Origin of the sequence: Lutibacter aestuarii (assembly GCF_042676885.1) — a bacterium.
GTDB lineage: Bacteria > Bacteroidota > Bacteroidia > Flavobacteriales > Flavobacteriaceae > Lutibacter > Lutibacter aestuarii.
In genome coordinates this window covers 159,217-183,185 of sequence record NZ_JBHTIC010000006.1, presented here as the reverse complement: position 1 = coordinate 183,185, position 23,969 = coordinate 159,217, and the positions used below count along the sequence as shown (strand labels likewise).

The window sequence follows — 23,969 nt, the reverse complement described above, 5'->3', positions numbered from 1 at the left end:
ATTTTTGATGAAATTTTAGCCCAATATATGTTTAGAAAAAATATAAAACTTCAATTTATATTAATAAATATAGTTCTTTTATTACTTGTAATTATTGCTTTATTTTCAATTAAACATTTAAAAAATAATTATAATAAAGAAATTGAAAAAACATTAAATACAGCATCTAGTAGCGTTCAATCAGCTTATCATTTATGGTTAGAAAATTTAAAAGTAGATATTGAACTTGTTGCAAATGATCCAGTAGTAATTAATTTTACTGAAAAACTATTAACATACCCTCTAGATTCATCAATATTAATTAATAATAATACACAGACAGAATTAAGAAAATATTTAAATCCATTTTTAAAAATACATGACTATATAGGCTTTTTTATAATATCAACAGAAAACTATGTTAGTTATGGATCTATGAGGAATTCTAATATTGGAACAAAAAATTTAATAAGTAAAGATTATCCAGATTTATTTGATAAAGCAAAAAAAGGAGAATTTTTTGTTGTACCTCCAATTGCTTCAGATGTACCTTTAAACAATAAAAATAATTTTGAAAAGGAATTAACTATGTTTATTGGTTCACCTATTAAAAATAAAAAAGGCAAAATAATTGCTATATTAACTTTTAGAATTAACCCTTTAAAAGATTTTAGTAATATCGCTAAATTTGGAACTATTGGTAATAGTGGGGAAACTTATGTAATTGATAAAAATGGTTTTATAGTAACTCAAAGTAGATTTTTAAAAAAGTTAAAACAAGATTCACTTCAAGTACATATCTCAAATTCTGAAACATTTAAAGTTACTAATCCTAGTAGTAATAAATTTAAAGAAAATAGTATTAAAATTAAAAATCAGTATTTACCATTAACGCTAGCTGCTAAAAATGTATTAAATAAAGAAACTAACATAAATACCGAAGGTTATTTTAATTATTTAGGAACTGAAGTAATTGGATTTTGGACTTGGGATGAAATTCTTCAATTAGGTTTTATTACAGAAATTAATGTTTCAGAAGCGTTAAATCCATTTTATAAATCTAGAAATATTGTTTTATTTATGTTAATAGTAACAATAATTTTAGTATTATTATTATCATATTTAATCATAAAACTAGCTAAAAAACACAGATTAAAATTAGTAAAAATTAATGAAAGTCTTGAAACTAAAGTACATGAAAGAACACTTGAACTGCAAGAAATTAATGCTACTAAAGATAAATTTTTTTCTATCATAGCTCATGATTTAGCAAACCCATTTAATTATTTAATTGGTATGACAGATTTCTTATCTGAAAATATAGAAACTGTAGATGCTGAAACGAGAGATGAATTAATTTTAAAGCTTAATGATTCTGCAACAAGTGCGTTTGATTTATTATCTAACCTTTTAGTTTGGGCTAGAAGTCAACAAAAAATGATTAAAATTTCGCCTAAAAACTATAATTTAAAAGAATTAACTGATACTAGTATAAAACCACTTATAAATATAGCTAAAGAAAAAAATATTCAATTACTAAATAAAATACAACTAAACAAAGATGTTTATATAGATCAATATATGGTTTCAACAGTTATTAGAAATTTAGTAAACAATGCCATAAAATTTACTAACTATAATGGTATAATTGAAATTGAAGCTATTAAAAATGAAAATATAGTAACTATTTCTGTAAAAGATAATGGAGTAGGTATGAGTGAAGAAATACAATCAAAAATATTTAAAATTGGTGAAAAGGTTTCAACTCATGGTACAAATAATGAATCTGGTACTGGATTAGGTCTTATTTTATGTAACGAATTTATTTCTAAAAACAATGGTAAAATTTGGGTTGAAAGTATAGTTGGAATAGGATCTACTTTTTATTTTACAGTACCATCTGCATAAAATTTTAAACTCTTAATAGTAAATAAAATTATCTTACAATATTTAATATACTTTACTATTTAATTTAAACAATCTACAAATTTTAATTTAAATAACTTATAATTAACTTAATAGAAGTACAAATAATTGTACTTTTGATTATTAAATAAAACACATGTCAAAAAGAAAAAAAATTTATAAAAAAAAAGGAAATATTATTAAAGATTTAACTAGAAAAATCTTACAAATTTTAAATCAATCACCAGGTAATAGTTTTAATTATCGACAAATTTCTGCAAAATTAGATATTACAGATGCTAATGGTAGAAATCAAATTATTCAAAAATTAGAAGCATTAAAATCACAACAAAAGGTAGAAGAAATAGAGCGTGGAAAATTTAAAATAATTCCATTTGATAAATACTTCATTGGAACTATAGATGCTACTGCAAATGGAAATGCTTATTTTATTTGTGATGAATTAGAGCATGATATTTACATACCAGCTCGTAATTTAAATAAAGCCTTAGATAAAGACACGGTTAAAATATATTTATACAATAGAAGAAATAGTAAAAAAGAAGAAGGCGATGTAGTAGAAATTATAAAACGCGCTAAAACAGAATTTGTTGGGGTACTTCAACTAAGTAAAAACTTTGGTTTTTTAGTTCCTGATGATTCTAAAATGTATGCAGATATTTTTATACCAAAAAATAAATTAAAAAATGCAGAACACGGTGTAAAAGTATTGGTTAAAATGTTAGATTGGCCAAACAATTCTAAAAATCCTTTTGGTGAAGTAATTGAAGTTTTAGGAAAGCCTGGTGATCACGAAACAGAGATTCATTCCATACTGTTAGAATACGGTTTACCTTATAAATTTCCAGAAAAAGTAGAAGCAGAAGCTGCTAACATTTCTTTTGAAATAACAGATGATGAAATTTCTAAAAGAAGAGATATGCGTAAAGATTTAACCTTTACCATAGATCCAAAAGATGCCAAAGATTTTGATGATGCCTTATCTTTCAAAGTATTAGAAAATGGTAATTATGAAATAGGAATCCATATAGCAGATGTTTCATATTATGTCCAAGAAAACACTATTTTAGAAAATGAAGCTTATGAAAGAGCTACTTCGGTATATTTAGTTGATAGGGTAGTACCTATGTTACCAGAAGTATTATCTAACGGTGTTTGCTCTTTACGCCCTCAAGAGGAAAAATTAACCTTTTCTGCAGTTTTTGAAATCAATGAAAAAGCTCAAATTATACATGAATGGTTTGGAAGAACTGTAACCTATTCAGATATAAGATTTGCTTACGAAGAAGCACAAGAGATTATAGAAACTAAACAACCTATAATTTCAAAAGAAATTTCTATAACAGGTGAAGCATATACAGTAACACCTGAAATTGTAACAGCTATATTAACATTAGATACTTTAGCTAAAAAACTTCGTAAAAAGCGATTACAGCAAGGTGCAATAACTTTTGATAGAGTAGAGGTAAAATTTAATTTAAATGAAAATGCGGAGCCAATAGGTGTGTTTTTTAAAGAATCTAAAGATGCTAATAAACTAATTGAAGAGTTTATGTTGCTTGCTAATAAAAAAGTTGCAGAATTTATTGGAAGTAACAAAGGTGTACCAAGTAAAAAAACATTTATTTATAGAGTTCATGACGAGCCTGATATTGAAAAATTAGCTTCGCTTCAAACCATTGTTAGTAAGTTTGGTTATACCAATAAAATTGATACTAAAAATAAAAAAACGACTTCAGAATCTTTAAATAAATTGTTAAAAGATGTACATGGAACTGGTGAAGCAAATATGATTGAAACACTAGCGGTACGATCTATGAGTAAAGCTGAATATACAACAGAAAATATTGGTCATTACGGATTGGCTTTTGATTATTACAGTCATTTTACATCACCAATTCGTCGTTATCCAGATGTTATGACGCATAGATTATTACAGCATTACTTGGATGGTGGTAAATCTCCTAAAGCTGAAGCTTATGAAGAAAAGTGTAAACATTCATCCGATATGGAACAACTAGCTTCTAAAGCCGAACGAGATTCCATAAAATACATGCAAGTAAAATATATGGAAGATCATAAAGATCAACAATTTGAAGGGGTTATTTCGGGTGTTACCGAATGGGGAATTTATGTTGAAATCATTGAAAATAAATGTGAAGGAATGGTTCGTATTCGTGAAATTAAAGATGATTATTATTTATACGACGAAAAACAATATGCTTTAGTGGGTCAATCAACAAATAATTTATATCAACTCGGAGATCGCGTTATCATAAAAGTAAAACATACAGATTTAGAACGTAAGCATCTAGATTTTAATTTATTAGAAAAAATTGATAAATAATTAACTAAAAAGGTATAATTATTGTTTTATAAAATAGTTATAGAAATAAATATTTATTACAATGAAAAAAATAACTTTATTACTGATACTTATTTCAACCTTAGGAATGAGTCAAGAAACCATTACCACAAAATTAGGAGATTTTCATACCTTAAAAGTTTTTAATGGTTTAACAGTTGAATTACAAAAAGCAGCAACTTCAAAAGTTGTAATTTCAGGATCACAATCTGAAGATGTATCAATTAAAAATGCGGATGGTGTTTTAAAAATTAGATTACATTTTCCAGATAGTTTTACTGCAGAAGATGTAAAAATTGTATTATTTTATTCGAAAGATATAGATGCATTAGATGCTAATGAAGGTGGTAAAATTTTTTCTGATGAAACATTAAAACAACAACATTTAGAAGTAAGAACACAAGAAGGGGCAAAAATTAATTTAGCGGTTAATACCAAACATTTAACAGTTAAAAGTGTTTCAGGAGGTATTATAGAATTAACAGGTGTAACAGAAAATCAAACAGTTGAAGCAACTACAGGAGGAATATATGAAGCATTTGAAATGCAAAGTAAGCAGGCAATTGTTACCGCTGCATCTGGTGCTAACGTTGAAGTTAGTACAAGTGAAATTTTAGATGCTAAAGTTCGTTTTGGAGGGAATATTTACTACAAAGGTACGCCTGAAGTGCTTAAAACAAAAAAAGTAATAGGAGGTAAAATTGTAGATAAAAACTAATAATAAAGTTTTTTAACCAAAAAAAATTGAGTTTTATAAAAGTTAGTATTGGTTTTGAATTAATTACTATCTTTGTAACTTAAAATTTAAACAAATGAATGCACTTTATATATTTTTAGGAATGGTTGGACCTTGGCAATGGATTATAATTGGATTGGCAATTTTATTATTGTTTGGAGGAAAAAAATTACCAGAATTAATGAAAGGCTTAGGTGGCGGAATTAAAGAATTTAAAAAAGCTACAAAAGAAGACGATGGTGAAGATGAAAAGATTGAAGATAAAAAGTAATTCATAACATGTTATTACATAAAAAAACCTGAGCAAATTTTGCTCAGGTTTTTTTATGTTCAATATTTAGAATTTTACAGCAGTTCCAGAAGCTGTAACCATTAGCATTCCTCCATTAGGGCCAACAGTTTCATAATCTAAATCCACACCAATTACAGCAGTTGCTCCTAGTCTTTGAGCTTGTTCTTCCATTTCTTTTAATGCGGTTTCTTTAGCTTCTCTTAAAACTCTTTCATAAGAGCCTGATCTTCCACCCACAATATCTCTAATTCCAGCAAAAAAGTCTTTAAATATATTAGCTCCAATAATGGTTTCACCAGTAACAATTCCAATATATTCTTTAATATTGTTGGTTTCTAAGGTATTAGTAGTTGATAATATCATAATTTAGTTTTTAGAATCTTTTTTATCATTTGCTTTTTTCATTGCTTCACCAATTTGGTTTGAAGCTGTAAACGAAGCCACCATATTATTTAACATATCACTTCCGGCTTGTGGCGAATTCGGTAATAATATTAAATTAGAATTTACGTGTTCACCAATACTTTGTAAAGTATCATAATGTTGGGTTACTACAATTAAAGCAGATGCTTCTTGAGAATTGATACCCACATTATTTAAAACATCAACCGATTCTTCTAAACCACGTGCAATTTCTCTACGTTGATCTGCAATACCTTGTCCTTGTAAACGTTTACTTTCTGCTTCTGCTTTTGCTTTTTCAACAATTAAAATGCGTTGAGCATCACCTTCAAATTGCGCTGCTACTTTTTCACGCTCTGCAGCATTAATTCTATTCATTGCTTGTTTTACTTGAGAATCTGGATCAATATCTGTAACTAATGCTTTTACTATATCGTAACCGTAATCGAGCATAGCTTCTTTTAATTCTCTTTGAATTGCAATAGCAATGTCGTCTTTTTTCTCAAAAACATCATCTAAAATCATTTTAGGAACTTCAGCTCTTACCACATCAAAAATATAGGCAGTTATTTGGTCGTGAGGGTTTTGAAGTTTGTAAAAAGCGTCGTATACTTTTTCTTTTAAGATTTGAAATTGAACAGAAATTTTTAATTGTACAAAAACATCATCTTTTGTTTTTGTTTCTACAATTACATCTAACTGTTGAATACGTAAACTAACACGTCCTGCAACTTTTTCAATTAAAGGTACTTTAAGGTTTAATCCTGGAGAATTGGTTCTTACATATTTTCCAAAACGTTCAATAACAGCAATGGTTTGTTGTTTTACTACAAATAAACCAGATAAAATAAGTACAGCAACAATAAAAATAATTACATAGGTTTCTATCATTTTAATTTTTTTAAAGATTAATAACAAATTTAAAGATACTATGTTTTAAAATTGAATTCAAAACATAATGTATTTATTTGTAGCTTGAATAATAAAAATGTTACAGTCTTTAAAAAAGCAGCGTAAGATATTAAATTAAGTTAAGGTTTCTATGGCTTTATTTATTCTATTAATGGTTGCTTGTTTACCAAGCATTTCAGCAATATCAAATAGGTGAGGCCCTTTCATAGCACCAACTAAGCTTAACCTAAAAGGTTGCATTATTTTTCCAAAACCTATTTCTTTTGATGTAATCCAATCTTTAACAATAGTTTCTATATTTTGCGAATTAAAATCTTCAATTTTTTCTAAAACAGGAATTAATTCATTCATTAAGGATGAAGTGTCTTCTTTCCAGTTTTTCTTTGAAGCTTTAACATCATAATTAACAGGGGTTTGAAAGAAATAATCACTTAATTCCCAAAAATCAGTTACAAATGTAGCGCGTTCTTTAATTAAAGAAACTACTTTGGTAATATAATTAAAGTCTTTTGATATTCCTTTTTCTGATAAAATAACTTTATATGATTTAGCTAATTCTTCATTAGATTTTAACATCATATATTGTTGATTAAACCACTTGGTTTTATCGGGACTAAATTTGGCGCCACTTTTACTAACACGTTCTAAAGAAAATGTTTGAGAGAGCTCTTCTAAAGTGAATAATTCTTGTTCAGTACCTGGATTCCAACCTAATAAGGCAAGCATATTAATAAATGCTTCGGTAAAATATCCATCTTCTTTATAACCGCGAGAAATTTCTTTTGTTGCTTCATTTTTATATTCTAAAGGAAATACAGGAAATCCTAATTTATCACCATCACGTTTGCTTAATTTTCCTTTTCCTACTGGTTTTAAAATTAAAGGTAAATGTGCAAATTTAGGAATTTCCCATTCAAAAGCTTCATACAACGCAATATGGAGTGGTAATGATGGTAACCATTCTTCACCTCGAATTACATGACTGATTTCCATTAAATGATCATCTACAATATTTGCCAAATGATAGGTTGGCATTCCATCACTTTTAAATAAAATTTTATCGTCTAAAATTTCCTTTTTAAAGGAAACATTTCCACGTATAATATCTATTGCATTAATAGTTTCAACATCTTTTTTTTGGTTGTACATTTTAAAACGAACTACATATTTTTCACCATTTGAAATACGTTTTTCAACTTCTTCTTTTGAAAGAGTTAATGAATTGGTGAGTTTTTCTCTATTGTGCCAATTGTAAATAAAGGTTTTTCCTTTTTCTTCATGGTTTTTTCTATGAAAATCTAGTTCCTCAGCAGTGTCAAATGCATAATATGCTTTTCCTTTTGTAATTAATTCTTCGGCATATTTTTTATAGATTTCTTTACGTTCAGATTGGCGATAGGGTCCAAATTTTTCATTTTTATTAGGTCCTTCATCAAATGGAATATTACACCAATTTAAGGCGTCAATAATATACTGTTCGGCATTTTTTACATAACGAGTTTGATCTGTGTCTTCAATTCTTAAAATAAAAGTTCCGTTGTGTTTTTTAGCAAATAAGTAGTTAAAAAGAGCTGTTCTAACTCCTCCAATATGTAAAGGTCCTGTTGGACTAGGTGCAAATCGTACTCTAACGTTGTTCATTTTAATTTGTTTTAAAGTGCAAAGATAATTTATAGATATAAAAATTAGCATTTATATTACAAAAAAAAGGTTGCTCGAAAGCAACCTCTAAAATCAGCCCAATAAATGATTTTAAGAACCCTTTGATAAAAATCAAAGAATACGTTAACGTAGGGATATATTAAAAGACAATTTTTTCATCTTACTAAAAACTACTATTTGTTTATTTGTTTAACAATTGGAGTTTCAGAATAATTAATTACTTTATTTAACAAATAAAAATTTAAACAAACTGCAATTAAAATGAACAATCCAATAGCAAATCTTTTAATACTCATACGTGTAAAATTTTTATTAGTAAACATTTTAACTTAGTAATTATATACTACAAATGTATGTGTGCTTGAACTAAATTTTAGCAGTAGATATCCCTGTTTTAATAGGGGAAATATCCCCTTATTAAAGTTTTTCATTTTAAATTAAAAGCGTAACTTTAACTTTTTAACCAAACGAAATATTACTATGAATAAAATTACCCCAACTAGAGCCAAAGAACTAAACCAAAATTTTGTAAAAACTCGTGGAAAAGCAATAGATATAGCTATTGGAAAAAAAGACGCTATCTCAGCTTGGTTTTCTATAGATGAATTAAAAGAATACATTGCTTTTGTTGAAAAAGAAGGCAAACAAAAAGGAGTTACAGTAAACGGATTGCGTGTATATTTTGGAGCCTATGCTGATACTGATATTGAGATACCAAAAAAGAACATGTCAACCGTATTTTTTGTACCTACTCAGGCAAATTTAGGCTCAGGAAATGGTGGAGATGGAGATAATAGCGATATTGGTGATATTGATGGATTAAATCATGGAACTATGGGTGAACCACCTTCAGCTACTTATCCTCAATAGTTTTGAATTTATATGCACTTTTTTTTCCAACGTTATATCTAATTGTTATAATTTTTGGAATTGTAAATTATAACAAAATTAAAGATGTTTTTTTCTTAAAACTTTTTTTAATTTTTTTAATTTATTCATTTTTAACTGAAATAACTGCTTTTTATATAGGTATTTATAAAGGCATTAATACTTTTTATATTTATAATACTTGGACTATTGTTAGCACTTATTTCTATTTATACTTTTTTTTAAATTTGGTTGGTAATAATTTTAAAAGAAACTTTTTAAAATTATTAATTTTGATTTATTCTATATTTTCAATTATTGATATACTTTTTTTTGCAGATTTTATTCATAAAGGTTTAAATAACAATACCATTATAGCAAATATTTTTATAGTAATTAGTATTTTAATTTATTTTTCTGAGCTATTACAAAGCAGCGCTATTTTAAATATTAAGCATACTATTTATTTTTGGATTGCTATAGGTGTTTTGCTTTATAATATTGGATTTTTACCTATTATAGTGATAGCTGAGTATATTAATTATTCGGGTGTTTTTAGATATACAATTTATGTATTAAATTTTATAACGGATAGTTGTTTTATCTTAGGTTTTGTATTAAGTAAAAAAGAGTATAATAAGTTAACATTAACATCTTTAGGTGAGTAAAATTTTAAGGTTATGAAATATAATTATTAGCTTATGGATCAAAAAGAAATTCAAGTATTGGTATTAGTAGTAACTATTGTTATACTGGTTTTATCCTTAGCAGTTATTCTATTTTTTTCTTACTTTCAAAAGAAAAAAACTGCTTATTTAATTGAACAACGTGAAACCAAAAAAAGATTTGAAGAAGAAATTACCAAATCAAAAATGGAAATTCAAGAACAGGCACTTCAAAATATTAGTTGGGAAATTCATGACAATGTAGGCCAATTGCTTTCTGTTGCTAAAATGCAATTAAATATGGTTCAATTTTCTTTGCCTGAGGAACAACAAATTAAAATACAAGAAACAGGAGATATTGTTGGTAAAAGCTTACAAGAGTTAAGAGGTTTAGCAAAATCATTAAACCCAGATACTATAAAAAATATTGGATTGGAAGAATCAATTGCTTTAGAGATAGGTAGATATAATAGATTAAATGTAATTAAAGCCGAATTAAAAATTCAGAAAGAACCTTTTATTTTAAGCAATGAAAAAGAAATCATTTTATTTAGAATTATACAAGAGTTTTGTAATAATACTTTAAAATATTCTAAAGCCAAAAATCTAGACATTCACTTAAATTTCAATGAAAAAGATTTAGAAATTATTGCAAAAGACAATGGTATTGGGTTTGATGTAAATGATTCAAGTTTGCAAACTGGAATTGGCTTGCTAAATATGAAAAGTAGAGCCAAATTAATTGGAGCAAAATTAGTACTTGAATCTTCTAAAAAGAATGGAACAAAGTTATATATTAGTTGCCCAAAATAAGCTTACTATGAACCCAATAAATATCATTATTGTAGACGACCATTTATTGTTTTCGAACGCATTAAAGGGGTTAATATCGAATTATAAAGAATTTAATGTAGTTGCTGTTTTAAAAGATGGAAGTGAACTGGTTGATTATTTTTCTAATAGCGATACAAAAGCACTTCCTGAAATTGTTTTAATGGATATACAAATGCCAATTATGAATGGTATTGAAGCCACCCATTGGTTAAAAGAACAGTATTCTAACATTAAAGTTTTAGCACTGTCTATGGAATGTGATGAAACAACTATTTTAAAAATGTTAAGAGCTGGTGCAAAAGGATATTTATTAAAAGATATTCACCCTACAATTTTACATCATGCCTTAATTGAAGTTCATAAAAATGGTTTTTATTATACTGAAAATGTTGCTAATACACTTTTAAATTCTATTGAAAATAAACCCATTATTAATAATGTAAAATTAAAGGAAAGAGAATTAGAGTTTTTAAAATTAAGTTGTTCTGAAATGACCTACAAGCAGATCGCAGAAGAGATGTGTTTAAGCCCCAAAACTATCGAAAATTATAGAGAAGCATTGTTTGAAAAATTAGAAGTAAAAACTAGAATTGGAATGGTGTTGTATGCTATAAAAGAAAAAATTGTGATACTTTAAGTTTAATTTTCTTTAATTTTATCCGTTATAACAATAAAAATTAAAGAATTGAGTCAATTTATAAACATACAAACAAAACTTCAACAATTTTATAAAAGGTTCTATTTAAATGAACTTATTAAAGGCTTGTTATTGTTTTTTTCTATTGGATGTTTATATCTTATTTTCACTTTATTTATTGAACACTTCTTTTGGTTAAAACCTTTAGCCCGTACTATTTTATTTTGGTTATTTATAATCGTTGAGCTGGTTTTAATTTTTACCTATATAAGCATTCCATTGGTAAAATTAAGTGGATTAAAAAAAGGAATTACCGATACCCAAGCTGCAAAAATTATTGGCAATCATTTTCCTGAAATTAGTGATAAGTTACTTAATATTATACAGTTAAAACAAATCCATGATGGTTCAGAGTTGATTGAAGCTAGTATAGAACAAAAAGCGAAGCAACTTCAACCTATACCTTTTAAAAAAGCGATCAATTTTAATAAAAACAAAAAATATATTAAATATGCGTTACTCCCAATTTTAATATGGCTACTCACGTTAATTACGGGTAATATTGCTATTTTAAATTCTAGCTTTTCACGTGTAGTACATCACAACACACCTTATGAACCTCCTGCACCTTTTTTATTCAATATAGCAAATACATCTTTAAGAGTTATAGAAAATCAACCTTTTACCTTACAAGTAGAAATTATTGGGAATACGCTGCCAGAAGATGTTATTATTAACTTTAATAATGAAAATTATTATCTTGAAAATAAAGGTTTTGGTAAATTTGAATATACATTTTCGAATATTAAAGAATCACTTAATTTTTATTTAGAGGCAAATGGAGTTGTTTCCAAAAAATATAAGATTACCAGTATTGAAACACCTATTATTAATAATTTAAAATTGGTTTTAAACTATCCAGCTTATACACTAAAAAAAAATGAAATATTACAAAATACTGGAAATGCCATTGTTCCGCTGGGAACAAATATTAGCTGGCAGATAGAAACTCAAAAAACCAGTCTAGTAAAGTTTATACGTAGTGAAATGGATACGGTAAATTTTGAACAACCTACGGAAAATTATTTTAGTTTTTCAAAACAAATCTTAAATCCTTTAAATTACCAAATAACAACTTCAAATTTAAAGTTAAGTGATTATGAATCCTTGAATTTTAATATTCAGGTAATAACTGACCAATATCCAAAAATAGAGGTGACTTCTAATATTGATTCAATTACGATTGGTCCTGTACAGTTTTATGGTCAATTAACCGATGATTACGGCATTCAAAAGCTTCAGTTAATATATTATGACAAAAACAATATAAATTCACGTAAAACGCATCCTATTTCAATTTCAAAATCTTTGTTTACAGACTTTTATTATATTTTTCCTGATGGTATCGAAATTGAAGAGGGTGTAACCTACGAGTTCTATTTTGAGGTTTTTGATAACGATGCCATTCATGGTTCCAAAAAAACCAAAAGTCGTGTTTTTAGTTATTATAATAAAACTCAAAATGAGCTCAAAGAATCTTTATTAAATAATCAAAAAGTAACCATTAATAAAATTGCAAATACTTTAAAAAGTGCAAAAGAAAATAACAAAGAGGCCAAAGAATTTAAAGATGAACTTCAGAAGAAAAGTGAAGCTAATTGGAATGATACAAAAAAGCTTAAAGAGTTTTTAAAAAGACAAAATCAGTATCAAGAAATGTTTGAAAAGCAAACAACTGATTTAGAAAAAGATTTGAACGAACAACCAGAAAACGAAAGGTTAAAAGAACAGAGAGAAGATTTAAAGAACAGAATTCAAGAGGCTAAAGAATTGGTAAAAAAGGAGAAATTATTAGAGGAACTTGATAATTTAACTAAAAAGTTAACTAAAGAAAATTTAGTTGATAAATTAAAAGATATAGCCAAAAAGAATCAACAAAAAGAAAAAAGTTTAGAGCGTATTCTAGAGCTTATGAAGCGTTTTTATGTGGAACAAAAAGCTTCTCAAATTAGTCAAAATCTAGAGGAACTTTCAACTAAAGAAAAAGAATTATCCAGTCAACAAAATGAAGATAATACCCCAACGAAGCAACAAGAGATTAATGATGATTTCAAAAAAATTAAATCTGAATTTAAAGAACTACTCCAACAGAATTCTAATTTAATTCGCCCAATGAAAATTCCAAATAGTACAGATGAAATTCAGGAAATAAATACAGATTTAGAAAAAGCTTTGGATAATTTAGAGAAGAACAATCCAACAAACGCACAAAAAAATCAAAAAAGAGCAGCAAAAAACATGAAAGCTCTAAGTAAAAAATTAGGAGCTTCTATGAGTGCAATGCAAGGAGAACAGATTGATGAAAATATTGATGATTTGAGAATTATAGTTGAAAACTTAATTGAATTTTCTTTTCAACAAGAAGCATTAATGGATAAATTTTCAGCTACTGATTTTCGTCAAGCAGACTATCCAAATAACTTAAAAAAACAATTTGTTCTTAAAGAATATTTTGAACATATAGATGATAGTTTGTATTTGCTTTCATTGCGAATGGTTAAAATGAGTTCTGTTATTCAAAAAGAAGTTTCCGATGTTCATTATTATATAAATGAATCTTTAACTAATTTTACCGATAATAAGTTTAATATAGGAGTTTCCAATCAACAATTTGTTATTACTTCTGCTAATAATTTAGCAGATGTATTGAGTGATTTATTGGAAAGTTTAATGAACGCTTCATCTAGTATGGGCAAAGGAAATGGAAATTCAAAGGATTTTGCTTTACCTGATATTATACAAAAGCAAGGTGAGCTTTCAGAAAAGGTGAAAAATGGCTCTTCTAAAAAGGAAGGTTCAGATAAAATGGATTCTGAATCTGAATCACAAACAGAACAATTAAATGAAGAATTATACCAAATTTATAAACAACAATCTCAATTACGTAACGCACTACAACAAATTCTAGAAAAAGGAACTTCTAAAGGATCCAATAAAGCAAAAGAAGTTCTTAAATCTATGGAAGAGTTAGAAGCTGAAATGCTTGAAAATGGATTTTCTGATGAAGTTTTAAAAAAGATGCAACAAATCAATTACGAATTATTAAAACTTGATGAGGCTAAGGAGGAGCAAGGAGAGGATAAAGAGCGTGAATCGGTATCAAATTACATGAATTATAAGCAACGAGTAATTGATCAATTAAAGCTTCAACATGAGTATAAGAATTATAATGAAATATTAAATAGACAATCATTACCTTTGCGCTCAATTTATAAAAATAAAGTACAAGAGTATTTTAAAATCAATGATTAGTATGATTGAGTTTAATTATGAAACTGCATTTAAATTAAAAGATGAAGAAAAAATTAAGAATTGGATTTCTTCATGCATTCTTCATTATGGATTTACTGAAGGTGAACTTAATTATATTTTTTGTGACGATGCTTATTTATTAAAATTAAATGTTGAGTTTTTAGAACACGATACTTTTACTGACATTATAAGTTTTGATTACACGCTTGGTAAGCTTATAAGTGGCGATATTTTTATATCCATAGAACGAGTTAAAGAAAATGCAAAAATATTTAGTCAAACACTTGATAATGAATTAAATAGGGTTATTATACATGGTGTTTTGCACTATATAGGATATAAGGATAAAACCGAAGGCGAAAAATTATTGATGAGAGCCGAAGAAGATGCTTGTTTAAAATTATTAGAATCTTAAATGTTCCACGTGGAACAAAATTTAGTTGATTATGTTTAATACAGAATATGATGTTATAGTTGTTGGAGGAGGTCATGCTGGTGGTGAAGCAGCTGCTGCAGCTGCAAATATGGGCGCTCATACATTGTTAATTACTATGAGTTTGCAAAATATTGCTCAAATGAGTTGTAACCCTGCTATGGGTGGAATTGCGAAAGGTCAGATTGTACGAGAGATTGATGCTTTAGGTGGTTATAGTGGTATTGTAACAGATAAAACAGCTATTCAGTTTAAAATGTTGAATAAATCTAAAGGGCCTGCAATGTGGAGTCCGAGAGCTCAAAGTGATCGAATGCGTTTTGCAGAATGTTGGCGAACTATGTTAGAGCAAACTGATAAATTGGACTTTTATCAAGATATGGTCAATGGTTTATTATTTGATCAAGATACAATTATTGGTGTTAGAACTTCTTTAGGAATTGAAATAAAAGCTAAAACTGTAATTATTACTGCTGGAACTTTTTTAAATGGCTTGATTCATATAGGAGATAAAACTTTTGGTGGTGGTAGAGCAGGAGAACGTGCTTCTACTGGAATAACAGAAGATTTGGTAAAAAAAGGATTTGAAGCAGGTAGAATGAAAACAGGAACTCCTCCTAGAGTGGATGGTAGATCTTTAGATTTCTCTAAAATGATTGAACAACCTGGTGATGAAAATCCTGAAAAATTCAGTTATTTGCCTTCAACTAAACCTTTGATCAAACAACGTTCTTGTTATATGAGTTATACTTCCAAGGAAGTTCATGAGTTGTTAAGAACAGGTTTTGATAGATCGCCTATGTTTAATGGTAGAATTAAAAGTATAGGACCTAGATATTGCCCTTCTATAGAAGATAAAATTGATCGTTTTGCGGCCAAAGAGCGACACCAAATTTTTGTAGAACCAGAAGGTTGGGACACGGTGGAAATTTATGTAAATGGATTTTCTACTTCTTTACCCGAAGATGTTCAGGATAAAGCATTAAGAAAAGTACCAGGATTTGAGCAGGTAAAATTCTTTAGATATGGTTATGCTATTGAATACGATTTTTTTCCTCCAACACAATTAAAGCACACTTTAGAAACTAAACGTATAAAAAATTTATATTTTGCTGGGCAAATTAATGGAACTACTGGTTACGAAGAGGCTGCTGCACAAGGGTTGATGGCAGGTGTAAATGCTGTTTTAAATATTAAAGGTAAAAAGCCTTTTATTTTGAAGAGAAATGAAGCTTATATTGGAGTTTTAATAGATGACTTAATTACTAAGGGAACAGAAGAACCATACAGGATGTTTACTTCTCGTGCAGAGTATAGGACTTTGTTACGTCAAGATAATGCTGATTTGCGTTTAACTCCTTTGGCTTTTGAGTTAGGATTGGCATCAAAAGAGCGTTTAAATAGAGTTATAGAAAAACAGGAAAAAACAGATTTATTTGTGAAGTTTTTAACAGAAACGAGTGTTAAGCCTGAAGAAATAAATCCAATTTTAGAGGCTAAAAATACGGCGCCAATTTTGCAATCTATGAAGTTGTTTAAGATAGCTGCAAGACCCCAATTAGATTTTTCTGATATTAGAAAACTTGAAAGTGTTGAATCTTTTATAGAAATTAATGAGATAGATTTTGAGATTATTGAACAAACAGAAATCCATGTAAAATATGCAGGTTATATAGAGAAAGAAAAGAATCAAGCTGACAAGTTAACTAGATTAGAGAATGTTTCTATTCCTGCTAATTTTGATTATTCTAAGGTTAAATCTTTATCTATTGAAGCTCGTCAAAAGCTAACAAAAATTCAACCCATAACCATTTCTCAAGCGAGTAGAATTAGTGGAGTTTCTCCGAGCGATATTTCTGTGTTATTAGTTTATATGGGACGTTAATTGTTGTGTTCCACGTGGAACATAACCTAGTTTAAATACAAATAAACAGTTGTTATTATAATGAATAGTAAGAAAAAGATTTATTTAACTTGTAAAGATTATACGGTTTCAAATGAAAAATTTGAGTTAATATATAACTCTAAATTTGAAATGTTAGAGACTTATCCTCAACCTAAATTAGATAAATTAGCATCTTATTATGAAAGTTCAACATATATTTCTCATACCGATTCTAAAAAAACGTTTATTGATAAAATATATCAACTAGTTAAAAAGTACACATTAAAAAATAAATTAAAACTTGTTAATTCATTTAAAAGCCCAGAAAAAAAAATACTCGATGTTGGATGTGGTACAGGTGATTTTTTGTTTACATGTAAAAATAATGGTTGGTCTGTTGTGGGGGTAGAACCAAATATAAATGCTAAAAGTTTAGCTGAAATTAAATTAGCTAGTTCTAATTCAAATCCTATTTTTTCAAAACTTGAGGAGTTAGAAGATATAAAATTGGATGTAATTACTTTGTGGCATGTATTAGAACATGTTCCAAATTTAGAAAAATACATTTCACATTTAAAAAGTTTATTAAAACCAAATGGAATTTTAGTTGTGGCTGTTCCTAATTTTAAGAGTTATGATGCTCAATATTATAAAAAGTTTTGGGCAGCTTATGATGTGCCTAGACATTTATGGCATTTTTCAAAAAAATCAATTCAACTTTTATTTGAAAATGAAAACATGAAAGTTGATCAAATACTTCCAATGAAATTTGATTCATTTTATGTGGCTTTATTAAGTGAAAAATATAAACATCAAAAATCTAATTTTTTAAAAGCATTTTGGATTGGATTGCTTTCAAATATTAAAGCAAGTGAGTCTAAAGAGTATTCATCTTTAATTTACATCATTAAAAACAGTTAAAACTTATTTTAAAGCGATTTTACAAACTTTATTAGCTATAGGCTTAGTATGTGTAGAAAAATCAATAAAACTCTTTTATATGAGAGTTATTAAAGTTGTTTTTAATAATAAAAAGCTATTAAATGTGTTTAATAAATAAATAAATTCAATTCTTTGAAATTATTGGTAAACCTATCCTAAATTGTTTTTATATTCGCAGCAATTTTAATAGAAGAAACCAAAACTAAAATATTTAAAAATGAAAAAACTATTATTAGTTGCTTTTGCAATAGTGTTAGCGTCATGCAACCAAACCAAAATTGCCTACATCAATGTTGAAGATTTAATGAAGGATTATGAAGGTACCAAAGCTTTAGAAGAAACTTTAAAAGCAAAACAAGATGCTATGGCTAAAGAGTTAGATAGTTTATCGGCACCTTTCCAAACCAAGGTTCAGGAATATTATCAAAACGCTCAAAAAATGTCTGCACAAAAAAGAGCTCAAACAGAACAAGGTTTACAGCAAGAACAGCAAATGTTACAGCTTAAGCAACAACAAGCATCTCAAACTTTACAACAAGAAAATCAGGAATTAAGTGAGGCAATTACTAAAAAAGTAGACAGTTTTGTAACTGAATATGCTAAATTAAAAGGGTTTAATTTAGTGTTGGGTACTTCTGGAAATGGAACCGTAATGTATGGTGATGAAACTTTAAATATAACTAACGAAATTTTAGTTATTTTAAATGAAGATTTTACTAAAAAGTAGCCTAAAACATCAAATCAAAAAAAAGCCTTTAACTTTTGCTAAAGGCTTTTTTTGATTATTTTTTTACTCCAGAAAACTGTTGCTCTTTTATTTTAAAAAGAATATTAAATGTAGTTAAACTACCATAAATTCTAGTAATGTATTGTTGTAAATCAACTTTTTCTTGGTCATCTAAATTACTACTCGAATTTATTTTTTGCTCCATAACTCTAATACGGTCTCTAACCATTACTATTTTATGAAAAAAAGTGTCGATAGGAATTTCTTTACTTGCCAAGCTAGTATCCTTGGGTTCTAAAATTAATTTGCCGCCTTTCCATCGATCTCCAATGGGAATAATTTCAGAAATGTCTGACCATTGTTTTAACATGTTTTTAAGGGTGGTTTCAACTTCATAAAAACTAATAGTATCCACTTCATCTTCAACACTTTCAATAACTTCAAACTCGCTATTTATGTCAATTGTTTCTAATCCGTTTTCAATAAATGTTACCCAATAATGTTTGGAGGTTACGTTGGTTACAACGCCAAGTCCAAATTCTAAATGTTTTATGCGTGAACCTATACCTAATAATTTCATAATCAATGTTTTAAGTTAATATGTATATGCCTATTATATTTAAAATAAAGTAAATTGTAATGTTCATAGCACCAGGATAATCCTTAGCTAACCTTTGACCAGCTAAAAATTGAATTAAAATAATTGCAGAAATTTCTAATCCAATTTTTGCTGTTAGAAAAGAAGCTTCTGTTATTAAATAATATAATCCTAGAGCTAGCACAACAAATGCTATAATTTCTAATATCACAATATGTATTAATAATATTGGAACTAGTTTGTGTAGTATTGTTTTTTTAAAATGATTTGAATAATAGTTTGTTGTATTTTTCCAAGCTGTAATTTTTTCAAGTACAGATATGAAATAAGTAATTATGAAAAAAACTACAATTAGTATTTGTGTTGCATTATTATTAAACATAAATTTTTAAGAAGTTTCTTTTTGATGTAAAAGCCTAGTGAGTTTGATGGATAAATCTAATAAAATAATTTTAGCATTTCCATTTCTTTCTATATGATATAAAGCATCATTTAATTCTTTAGTAATTTCAATAATATTTCCACTATGAACGAAAGGTGCAAAATTTTCAAGTTTAAAATTAGGGGATTTTGGTTGTAAAAAAACCAATTCTTCAGTTCCATAGTTTAATAACATTGCTTGTCTAAAAAATTGCAAACAATAGTTTAAAAAACGTTTTTGAGTTTCTCTACCTGTTTTAGCGATAGTTTCACTCCATTCAATTAAATTTTGAATGACAGCTGCATTTCCTTTTGCTTTAAAAGCAGCACGTATCCAAGTTATAAACCACTGTTCAAATTGTTCATCGGTATTATCATTATGTAATAAATGGAGCGCTTTGTTAAAGTTTCCATCTGCTTGTTGAGCAATATTCTGAGCAATTGGAGGATCAGTTCCTTCGCGTTCAACAAGTCCTTTGATAATATCTGTTTCAGAAAGTAATGGGAACTGTAATATTTGACAACGTGATTTAATGGTTGTTATAATTTGTTCTTCATTTTCAGCAATTAATAAAAAAACAGTTTTTTTAGGGGGTTCTTCTAAAAGCTTAAGTAATTTATTAGCCGTTGCAGTATTCATTTTTTCAGCCATCCAAATAATCATTACTTTATAGCCCCCTTCGTAACTTTTTAACTTTAAAGATTTTACAATTTCGTCGGCTTCATCAACGCCAATTTGTCCTTGTTTGTTTTCAATACCTAAAGTTTGCAACCATTCAAATAAGTTTCCATAGGGGTTTGTAGTTACAAATTTTCTCCATTCATCTAAAAATAAATTACTTACGGGTTTAGATTTAACGGTTTCATTTGTTGAAACTGGGAATGCAAAATGTAAATCGGGGTGTTGTAATTTTTTACATTTTAAAGCACAAGCTTCTTTATTAGAAGAGGTACTACATAAAATATATTGTGCATAAGCAATGGCTGTTGGCAATACCCCAGACCCTTCTTTTCCAACAAACAACTGTGCATGAGAAATTCTACCATTATCGGTAGATTTTACCAAATGATTTTTTAAATGCTCTTGCCCTAAAATTTCAGAAAAATTCATTAAAGCGAAAGTAAAACTTTTTTTTAATTTTTAAATTGTTTCGTTTCTAATTCTTTGGAGTGAAATCGCTTTCGTAAATATCTTAAACCCTTAGCTTAATTTAAGTTATATTTGTACAACAAATATTTACAAAAATGAAAACAATACAAGATATAAATTTTGAAGGTAAAAAAGCTTTGATTAGAGTAGATTTTAATGTGCCTTTAGATGAAAATTTTAAAGTTACAGACGCTACAAGAATTGAAGCAGCTAAACCAACAATTATTAAAATATTAGAAGATGGTGGTGCAGTAGTTTTAATGTCTCACTTAGGAAGACCAAAAGGTGCTGAAGTTAAATTTTCATTACAACATATTGTTGAAAAAGTTTCTGAAATTCTAGGTGTTCAAGTAAAATTTGCTTCTAACTGTGTAGGTGAAGTTGCAGAAAGCGCTGCTTTTAATTTAAAAATGGGAGAAGTTCTATTGTTAGAAAATCTACGTTTTCATACCGAGGAAACTAAGGGGGATATTGAATTTGCTAAACAGCTTTCAAAATTGGGAGATGTATATGTAAATGATGCTTTTGGAACTGCGCACAGGGCACATGCCTCAACTACCATTGTGGCTCAATTTTTTCCTAATAATAAATGTTTTGGAAACTTATTAGCACAAGAAATAATTAGTATTAAAAAAGTGTTAGAAGATAGTGAAAAACCTGTTTTAGCAATTTTAGGTGGAGCTAAAGTATCTTCTAAAATTACCATTATTGAAAATATTTTAGATAAAGTAGATCATTTAATTATTGGTGGAGGAATGAGTTTTACATTTGTTAAAGCACAAGGAGGAAAAATTGGAAAGTCTATTTGTGAAGATGATAAACAAGCATTGGCATTGGATATTTTAAAACAAGCAAAAGAAAAAGGTGTTCAAGTTCATATTCCTGTTGATGTAGTAGCTGCTGATGATTTTAGTAACGATGCAAATACACAAATTTGTGACATTTATAACATTCCTGATGGCTGGGAAGGAGTAGATGCAGGTCCAAAATCACGCGAAATATTTGATAAAATTGTAAACGAATCTAAAACAATTCTTTGGAACGGACCGTTAGGTGTTTTTGAAATGGAAAGTTTTGCTCAAGGAACAATTGCTTTAGGTAATTCAATTGCAAATGCTACTAAAAATGGAACATTCTCTTTAGTTGGAGGAGGAGATTCTGTAGCAGCAGTAAAACAGTTTGGTTTTCAAGACAAAGTAAGTTATGTTTCAACAGGTGGAGGAGCAATGTTAGAAAGTTTGGAAGGAAAAACATTACCAGGTATTGAAGCTATTTTAAAATAAATACAACCGTATTTTATAAAATTTAAAAACGCGTTCTATTTTAGAACGTGTTTTTTTATTGTCACATTTCTAACGTTGTTTACTAAATTATTTCTTTACTTTTGGAAAGTTAAAAAAAGAATTACTACTATAAAAATTATGAAATACACCTACATTCCAAATACCGATATAAAAGTTAGTAAAATTTGTTTAGGAACTATGACTTTTGGTCAACAAAATACAGAAGAAGAAGCTCATGAACAGTTAAATTTTGCAAAGGAAAAAGGAGTAAACTTTATTGACACTGCTGAAATGTATTCCATACCAGGAAGAAAAGAAACTCAAGGTAGTACAGAGCGCTATATAGGATCTTGGTTAAAGGATCAACAAAGAGATGATTTAGTAATTGCAACCAAAATAACCGGGCCTAATGAGTATTTTAAATTTATTAGAGAAGATTTGGGTTTTTCTAAAAAGGTACTTACCGAAGCATTAAATAACAGCTTAAGTCGTTTACAGACTAATTATGTAGATATTTATCAATTACATTGGCCAGAAAGAAATACCAACTTTTTTGGAAAAAGGAATTATGTACATGATGCCAATGAAAAGTGGGAAGATAATTTTAAAGAAGTAATTGAAACACTAGATAGTTTTGTAAAAGAAGGTAAAATTCGTCATTATGGGGTTTCCAATGAAACCTCCTGGGGTGTTATGCGCCATTTATCAGAAAGCACAACGCACAATTTAACACGTTGTAAGACCATTCAAAATGCTTATTCACTAATAAACCGTTTATTTGAAATTAATTTAGCAGAAGTTTCCATACGTGAAAAGGTTGGTTTATTAGCTTACTCTCCTTTAGCTTTTGGAGTTTTATCTGGAAAATATTTACATGGAAATTTACCCGAAAATTCCCGTTTAAAATTATTCCCTCAATATAGCAGATACAGCAGTAAACAATCTTATTTTTTAACTGAAAAGTATATGGAGTTGGCAAAAGAATTAAATTTAAGTTTAGTGCAATTGGCTTTGGCTTTTGTTAATCAACAAGAGTTTGTAACTGCAAATATTATTGGAGCAACTACACTCAACCAATTAAAAGAAAATATTTCAAGCATTGAGGTAAAATTATCTTCAGAAATATTAAACAAAATAGATCAAATACAAGAATTGCAACCAAATCCTGCTCCATAAAATTCATTTCAAATAGTTTATAGTTACTTGCATAAATTTGTAACAATAATGACATAAATCATAGTTTATACATTAAATTTTAACAAATTTTGCATATCGAAAAAGCATAAAAGATAATATTGTCTTAAACTCTTTTTCTGAATTTAATAGAAACTATATGAAAAGACTATTTCGATTTTTAATTCCACCAAAACAATGGCGTTTACCAGTAATCATATTATTGGGGGCTATGTCTGGTCTTTCATTGTATGCACTTATCGAATCCAAAGCTGTTTCGTATTTATCAGATGACCCAAAAACTTGTGCAAATTGCCATGTAATGACACCACAGTACACAACTTGGCAAAACAGTTCTCATAGAGAGTGGGCCTCTTGTAATGATTGTCATGTTCCACAAGACAATGTATTTAAAAAATACCTTTTTAAAGCTAAAGATGGGATGTATCATGCCTCAGTGTTTACTACTCGTGGTGAACCTGAAGTAATTAGAATGAAAGAAGCAGGTGTTGAAGTTGTTCAAAATAATTGTATTCGATGTCATCAAGATCAAGTTACTGATGGTAGGTTAAGTGCTTCAGTTACCAATCATTTTGAAAGTAGAACTACCCGAAAATGTTGGGAATGTCATCAAGAAGTTCCGCATGGAAGTGTGCATAGCTTATCTTCTATAAAGTACTATGGAAAAGTACCTAAAGAACATCAAGAAACTGTGCCAGAATGGTTAAACAAATATTTAAATAAATCAGATAATAAAAACGACAAATAA

At 28.1% G+C, this 23,969-nt stretch carries 22 protein-coding genes; 16 read left to right on the top strand and 6 right to left on the bottom strand.

Annotated elements, in window-relative coordinates:
• Positions 1-27 precede the first annotated feature (27 nt).
• The 4 genes from ACFQZW_RS05540 (at position 28) to tatA (ending at position 5,277) form a co-directional block, all read left to right on the top strand.
• Entirely contained in the window at positions 28-1,887 is a 1,860-nt protein-coding gene (locus ACFQZW_RS05540; RefSeq protein ID WP_298262798.1) for a sensor histidine kinase, read from the top strand.
• 154 nt (positions 1,888-2,041) lie between these two features.
• A complete protein-coding gene (gene rnr / locus ACFQZW_RS05535; RefSeq protein WP_372800349.1) occupies positions 2,042-4,252 on the top strand; it encodes a ribonuclease R in 2,211 nt (736 codons plus the stop codon).
• A 61-nt stretch (positions 4,253-4,313) separates the two neighbouring features.
• Positions 4,314-4,988: a head GIN domain-containing protein gene (locus ACFQZW_RS05530; protein WP_298262800.1), complete on the top strand. Its 675-nt coding sequence runs from the start codon at positions 4,314-4,316 to the stop codon at positions 4,986-4,988.
• 94 nt (positions 4,989-5,082) lie between these two features.
• On the top strand, positions 5,083-5,277 hold the full coding sequence (tatA, locus tag ACFQZW_RS05525) for a twin-arginine translocase TatA/TatE family subunit (protein ID WP_298262801.1): 195 nt from the start codon (positions 5,083-5,085) through the stop codon (positions 5,275-5,277).
• A 66-nt stretch (positions 5,278-5,343) separates the two neighbouring features.
• Here the strand turns inward: tatA and ACFQZW_RS05520 are convergent, their stop codons facing one another.
• The 3 genes from ACFQZW_RS05520 to gltX form a co-directional block, all read right to left on the bottom strand.
• Positions 5,344-5,661, bottom strand: a complete 318-nt coding sequence (locus tag ACFQZW_RS05520; protein WP_298262802.1) for a heavy metal-binding domain-containing protein — start codon at positions 5,659-5,661, stop codon at positions 5,344-5,346.
• Between the two features lie 3 nt (positions 5,662-5,664).
• On the bottom strand, positions 5,665-6,591 hold the full coding sequence (locus ACFQZW_RS05515; protein ID WP_298262803.1) for an SPFH domain-containing protein: 927 nt from the start codon (positions 6,589-6,591) through the stop codon (positions 5,665-5,667).
• Positions 6,592-6,726: 135 nt separating this feature from the next.
• Positions 6,727-8,253 (bottom strand): glutamate--tRNA ligase, encoded by a 1,527-nt coding sequence (gene gltX, locus ACFQZW_RS05510; protein WP_298262804.1) that lies wholly within the window; start codon positions 8,251-8,253, stop codon positions 6,727-6,729.
• Positions 8,254-8,754: 501 nt separating this feature from the next.
• Here gltX and ACFQZW_RS05505 point away from each other — a divergent pair.
• From ACFQZW_RS05505 to ACFQZW_RS05465, 9 genes are all read left to right on the top strand, one after another.
• On the top strand, positions 8,755-9,144 hold the full coding sequence (locus tag ACFQZW_RS05505) for a hypothetical protein (protein WP_298262805.1): 390 nt from the start codon (positions 8,755-8,757) through the stop codon (positions 9,142-9,144).
• A gap of 290 nt (positions 9,145-9,434) precedes the next feature.
• The gene (locus ACFQZW_RS05500; RefSeq protein ID WP_386781671.1) at positions 9,435-9,809 is read left to right on the top strand and encodes a hypothetical protein; all 375 of its coding nucleotides are present in this window, start codon (positions 9,435-9,437) and stop codon (positions 9,807-9,809) included.
• Positions 9,810-9,842: 33 nt separating this feature from the next.
• Positions 9,843-10,619, top strand: a complete 777-nt coding sequence (locus tag ACFQZW_RS05495) for a sensor histidine kinase (protein ID WP_298285245.1) — start codon at positions 9,843-9,845, stop codon at positions 10,617-10,619.
• Positions 10,585-11,277, top strand: a complete 693-nt coding sequence (locus ACFQZW_RS05490) for a response regulator (protein WP_386781668.1) — start codon at positions 10,585-10,587, stop codon at positions 11,275-11,277. The genes ACFQZW_RS05495 and ACFQZW_RS05490 overlap by 35 nt, the downstream gene beginning before the upstream one ends.
• Before the next feature lie 48 nt (positions 11,278-11,325).
• Positions 11,326-14,589, top strand: a complete 3,264-nt coding sequence (locus ACFQZW_RS05485; protein ID WP_386781666.1) for a hypothetical protein — start codon at positions 11,326-11,328, stop codon at positions 14,587-14,589.
• A gap of 1 nt (position 14,590) precedes the next feature.
• Positions 14,591-15,004, top strand: a complete 414-nt coding sequence (ybeY, locus tag ACFQZW_RS05480; protein WP_372800334.1) for an rRNA maturation RNase YbeY — start codon at positions 14,591-14,593, stop codon at positions 15,002-15,004.
• Between the two features lie 31 nt (positions 15,005-15,035).
• Entirely contained in the window at positions 15,036-16,907 is a 1,872-nt protein-coding gene (mnmG, locus tag ACFQZW_RS05475) for a tRNA uridine-5-carboxymethylaminomethyl(34) synthesis enzyme MnmG (protein WP_298262810.1), read from the top strand.
• A 60-nt stretch (positions 16,908-16,967) separates the two neighbouring features.
• Positions 16,968-17,828, top strand: a complete 861-nt coding sequence (locus tag ACFQZW_RS05470) for a class I SAM-dependent methyltransferase (RefSeq protein WP_386781663.1) — start codon at positions 16,968-16,970, stop codon at positions 17,826-17,828.
• Between the two features lie 238 nt (positions 17,829-18,066).
• Complete coding sequence (locus tag ACFQZW_RS05465; protein WP_298262812.1) at positions 18,067-18,576, top strand: OmpH family outer membrane protein; 510 nt, start codon at positions 18,067-18,069, stop codon at positions 18,574-18,576.
• Between the two features lie 55 nt (positions 18,577-18,631).
• On the opposite strand, the gene ACFQZW_RS05460 is transcribed toward ACFQZW_RS05465, so the two are convergent.
• Genes ACFQZW_RS05460 through ACFQZW_RS05450 form a run of 3 tightly spaced genes read right to left on the bottom strand, consistent with a single transcriptional unit; the run spans position 18,632 to position 20,705 of the window.
• Complete coding sequence (locus ACFQZW_RS05460; RefSeq protein ID WP_298262813.1) at positions 18,632-19,156, bottom strand: hypothetical protein; 525 nt, start codon at positions 19,154-19,156, stop codon at positions 18,632-18,634.
• Positions 19,157-19,166: 10 nt separating this feature from the next.
• Positions 19,167-19,556, bottom strand: a complete 390-nt coding sequence (locus tag ACFQZW_RS05455; protein WP_386781660.1) for a DoxX family protein — start codon at positions 19,554-19,556, stop codon at positions 19,167-19,169.
• A 6-nt stretch (positions 19,557-19,562) separates the two neighbouring features.
• A complete protein-coding gene (locus ACFQZW_RS05450) occupies positions 19,563-20,705 on the bottom strand; it encodes a DNA polymerase III subunit (protein ID WP_298285259.1) in 1,143 nt (380 codons plus the stop codon).
• 134 nt (positions 20,706-20,839) lie between these two features.
• Between ACFQZW_RS05450 and ACFQZW_RS05445 the strand changes: the two genes are divergently transcribed.
• The 3 genes from ACFQZW_RS05445 (at position 20,840) to nrfH (ending at position 23,969) form a co-directional block, all read left to right on the top strand.
• Positions 20,840-22,027, top strand: a complete 1,188-nt coding sequence (locus ACFQZW_RS05445; protein WP_386781658.1) for a phosphoglycerate kinase — start codon at positions 20,840-20,842, stop codon at positions 22,025-22,027.
• 138 nt (positions 22,028-22,165) lie between these two features.
• The gene (locus tag ACFQZW_RS05440; protein ID WP_298262817.1) at positions 22,166-23,203 is read left to right on the top strand and encodes an aldo/keto reductase; all 1,038 of its coding nucleotides are present in this window, start codon (positions 22,166-22,168) and stop codon (positions 23,201-23,203) included.
• Positions 23,204-23,360: 157 nt separating this feature from the next.
• Positions 23,361-23,969, top strand: coding sequence for a cytochrome c nitrite reductase small subunit (gene nrfH / locus ACFQZW_RS05435; protein ID WP_298262818.1), 609 nt, complete (start codon positions 23,361-23,363; stop codon positions 23,967-23,969).

Bases quoted from the DNA above. Each gene is read 5' to 3' on its own strand.
- ACFQZW_RS05540 (WP_298262798.1), top strand. From the start codon at position 28: ATGTTTAGAAAAAATATAAAACTTCAATTTATATTAATAAATATAGTT.
- rnr (WP_372800349.1), top strand. From the start codon at position 2,042: ATGTCAAAAAGAAAAAAAATTTATAAAAAAAAAGGAAATATTATTAAA.
- ACFQZW_RS05530 (WP_298262800.1), top strand. From the start codon at position 4,314: ATGAAAAAAATAACTTTATTACTGATACTTATTTCAACCTTAGGAATG.
- tatA (WP_298262801.1), top strand. From the start codon at position 5,083: ATGAATGCACTTTATATATTTTTAGGAATGGTTGGACCTTGGCAATGG.
- ACFQZW_RS05520 (WP_298262802.1), bottom strand. From the start codon at position 5,661: ATGATATTATCAACTACTAATACCTTAGAAACCAACAATATTAAAGAA.
- ACFQZW_RS05515 (WP_298262803.1), bottom strand. From the start codon at position 6,591: ATGATAGAAACCTATGTAATTATTTTTATTGTTGCTGTACTTATTTTA.
- gltX (WP_298262804.1), bottom strand. From the start codon at position 8,253: ATGAACAACGTTAGAGTACGATTTGCACCTAGTCCAACAGGACCTTTA.
- ACFQZW_RS05505 (WP_298262805.1), top strand. From the start codon at position 8,755: ATGAATAAAATTACCCCAACTAGAGCCAAAGAACTAAACCAAAATTTT.
- ACFQZW_RS05495 (WP_298285245.1), top strand. From the start codon at position 9,843: ATGGATCAAAAAGAAATTCAAGTATTGGTATTAGTAGTAACTATTGTT.
- ACFQZW_RS05490 (WP_386781668.1), top strand. From the start codon at position 10,585: ATGGAACAAAGTTATATATTAGTTGCCCAAAATAAGCTTACTATGAAC.
- ybeY (WP_372800334.1), top strand. From the start codon at position 14,591: ATGATTGAGTTTAATTATGAAACTGCATTTAAATTAAAAGATGAAGAA.
- mnmG (WP_298262810.1), top strand. From the start codon at position 15,036: ATGTTTAATACAGAATATGATGTTATAGTTGTTGGAGGAGGTCATGCT.
- ACFQZW_RS05470 (WP_386781663.1), top strand. From the start codon at position 16,968: ATGAATAGTAAGAAAAAGATTTATTTAACTTGTAAAGATTATACGGTT.
- ACFQZW_RS05465 (WP_298262812.1), top strand. From the start codon at position 18,067: ATGAAAAAACTATTATTAGTTGCTTTTGCAATAGTGTTAGCGTCATGC.
- ACFQZW_RS05460 (WP_298262813.1), bottom strand. From the start codon at position 19,156: ATGAAATTATTAGGTATAGGTTCACGCATAAAACATTTAGAATTTGGA.
- ACFQZW_RS05455 (WP_386781660.1), bottom strand. From the start codon at position 19,556: ATGTTTAATAATAATGCAACACAAATACTAATTGTAGTTTTTTTCATA.
- ACFQZW_RS05450 (WP_298285259.1), bottom strand. From the start codon at position 20,705: ATGAATTTTTCTGAAATTTTAGGGCAAGAGCATTTAAAAAATCATTTG.
- ACFQZW_RS05445 (WP_386781658.1), top strand. From the start codon at position 20,840: ATGAAAACAATACAAGATATAAATTTTGAAGGTAAAAAAGCTTTGATT.
- ACFQZW_RS05440 (WP_298262817.1), top strand. From the start codon at position 22,166: ATGAAATACACCTACATTCCAAATACCGATATAAAAGTTAGTAAAATT.
- nrfH (WP_298262818.1), top strand. From the start codon at position 23,361: ATGAAAAGACTATTTCGATTTTTAATTCCACCAAAACAATGGCGTTTA.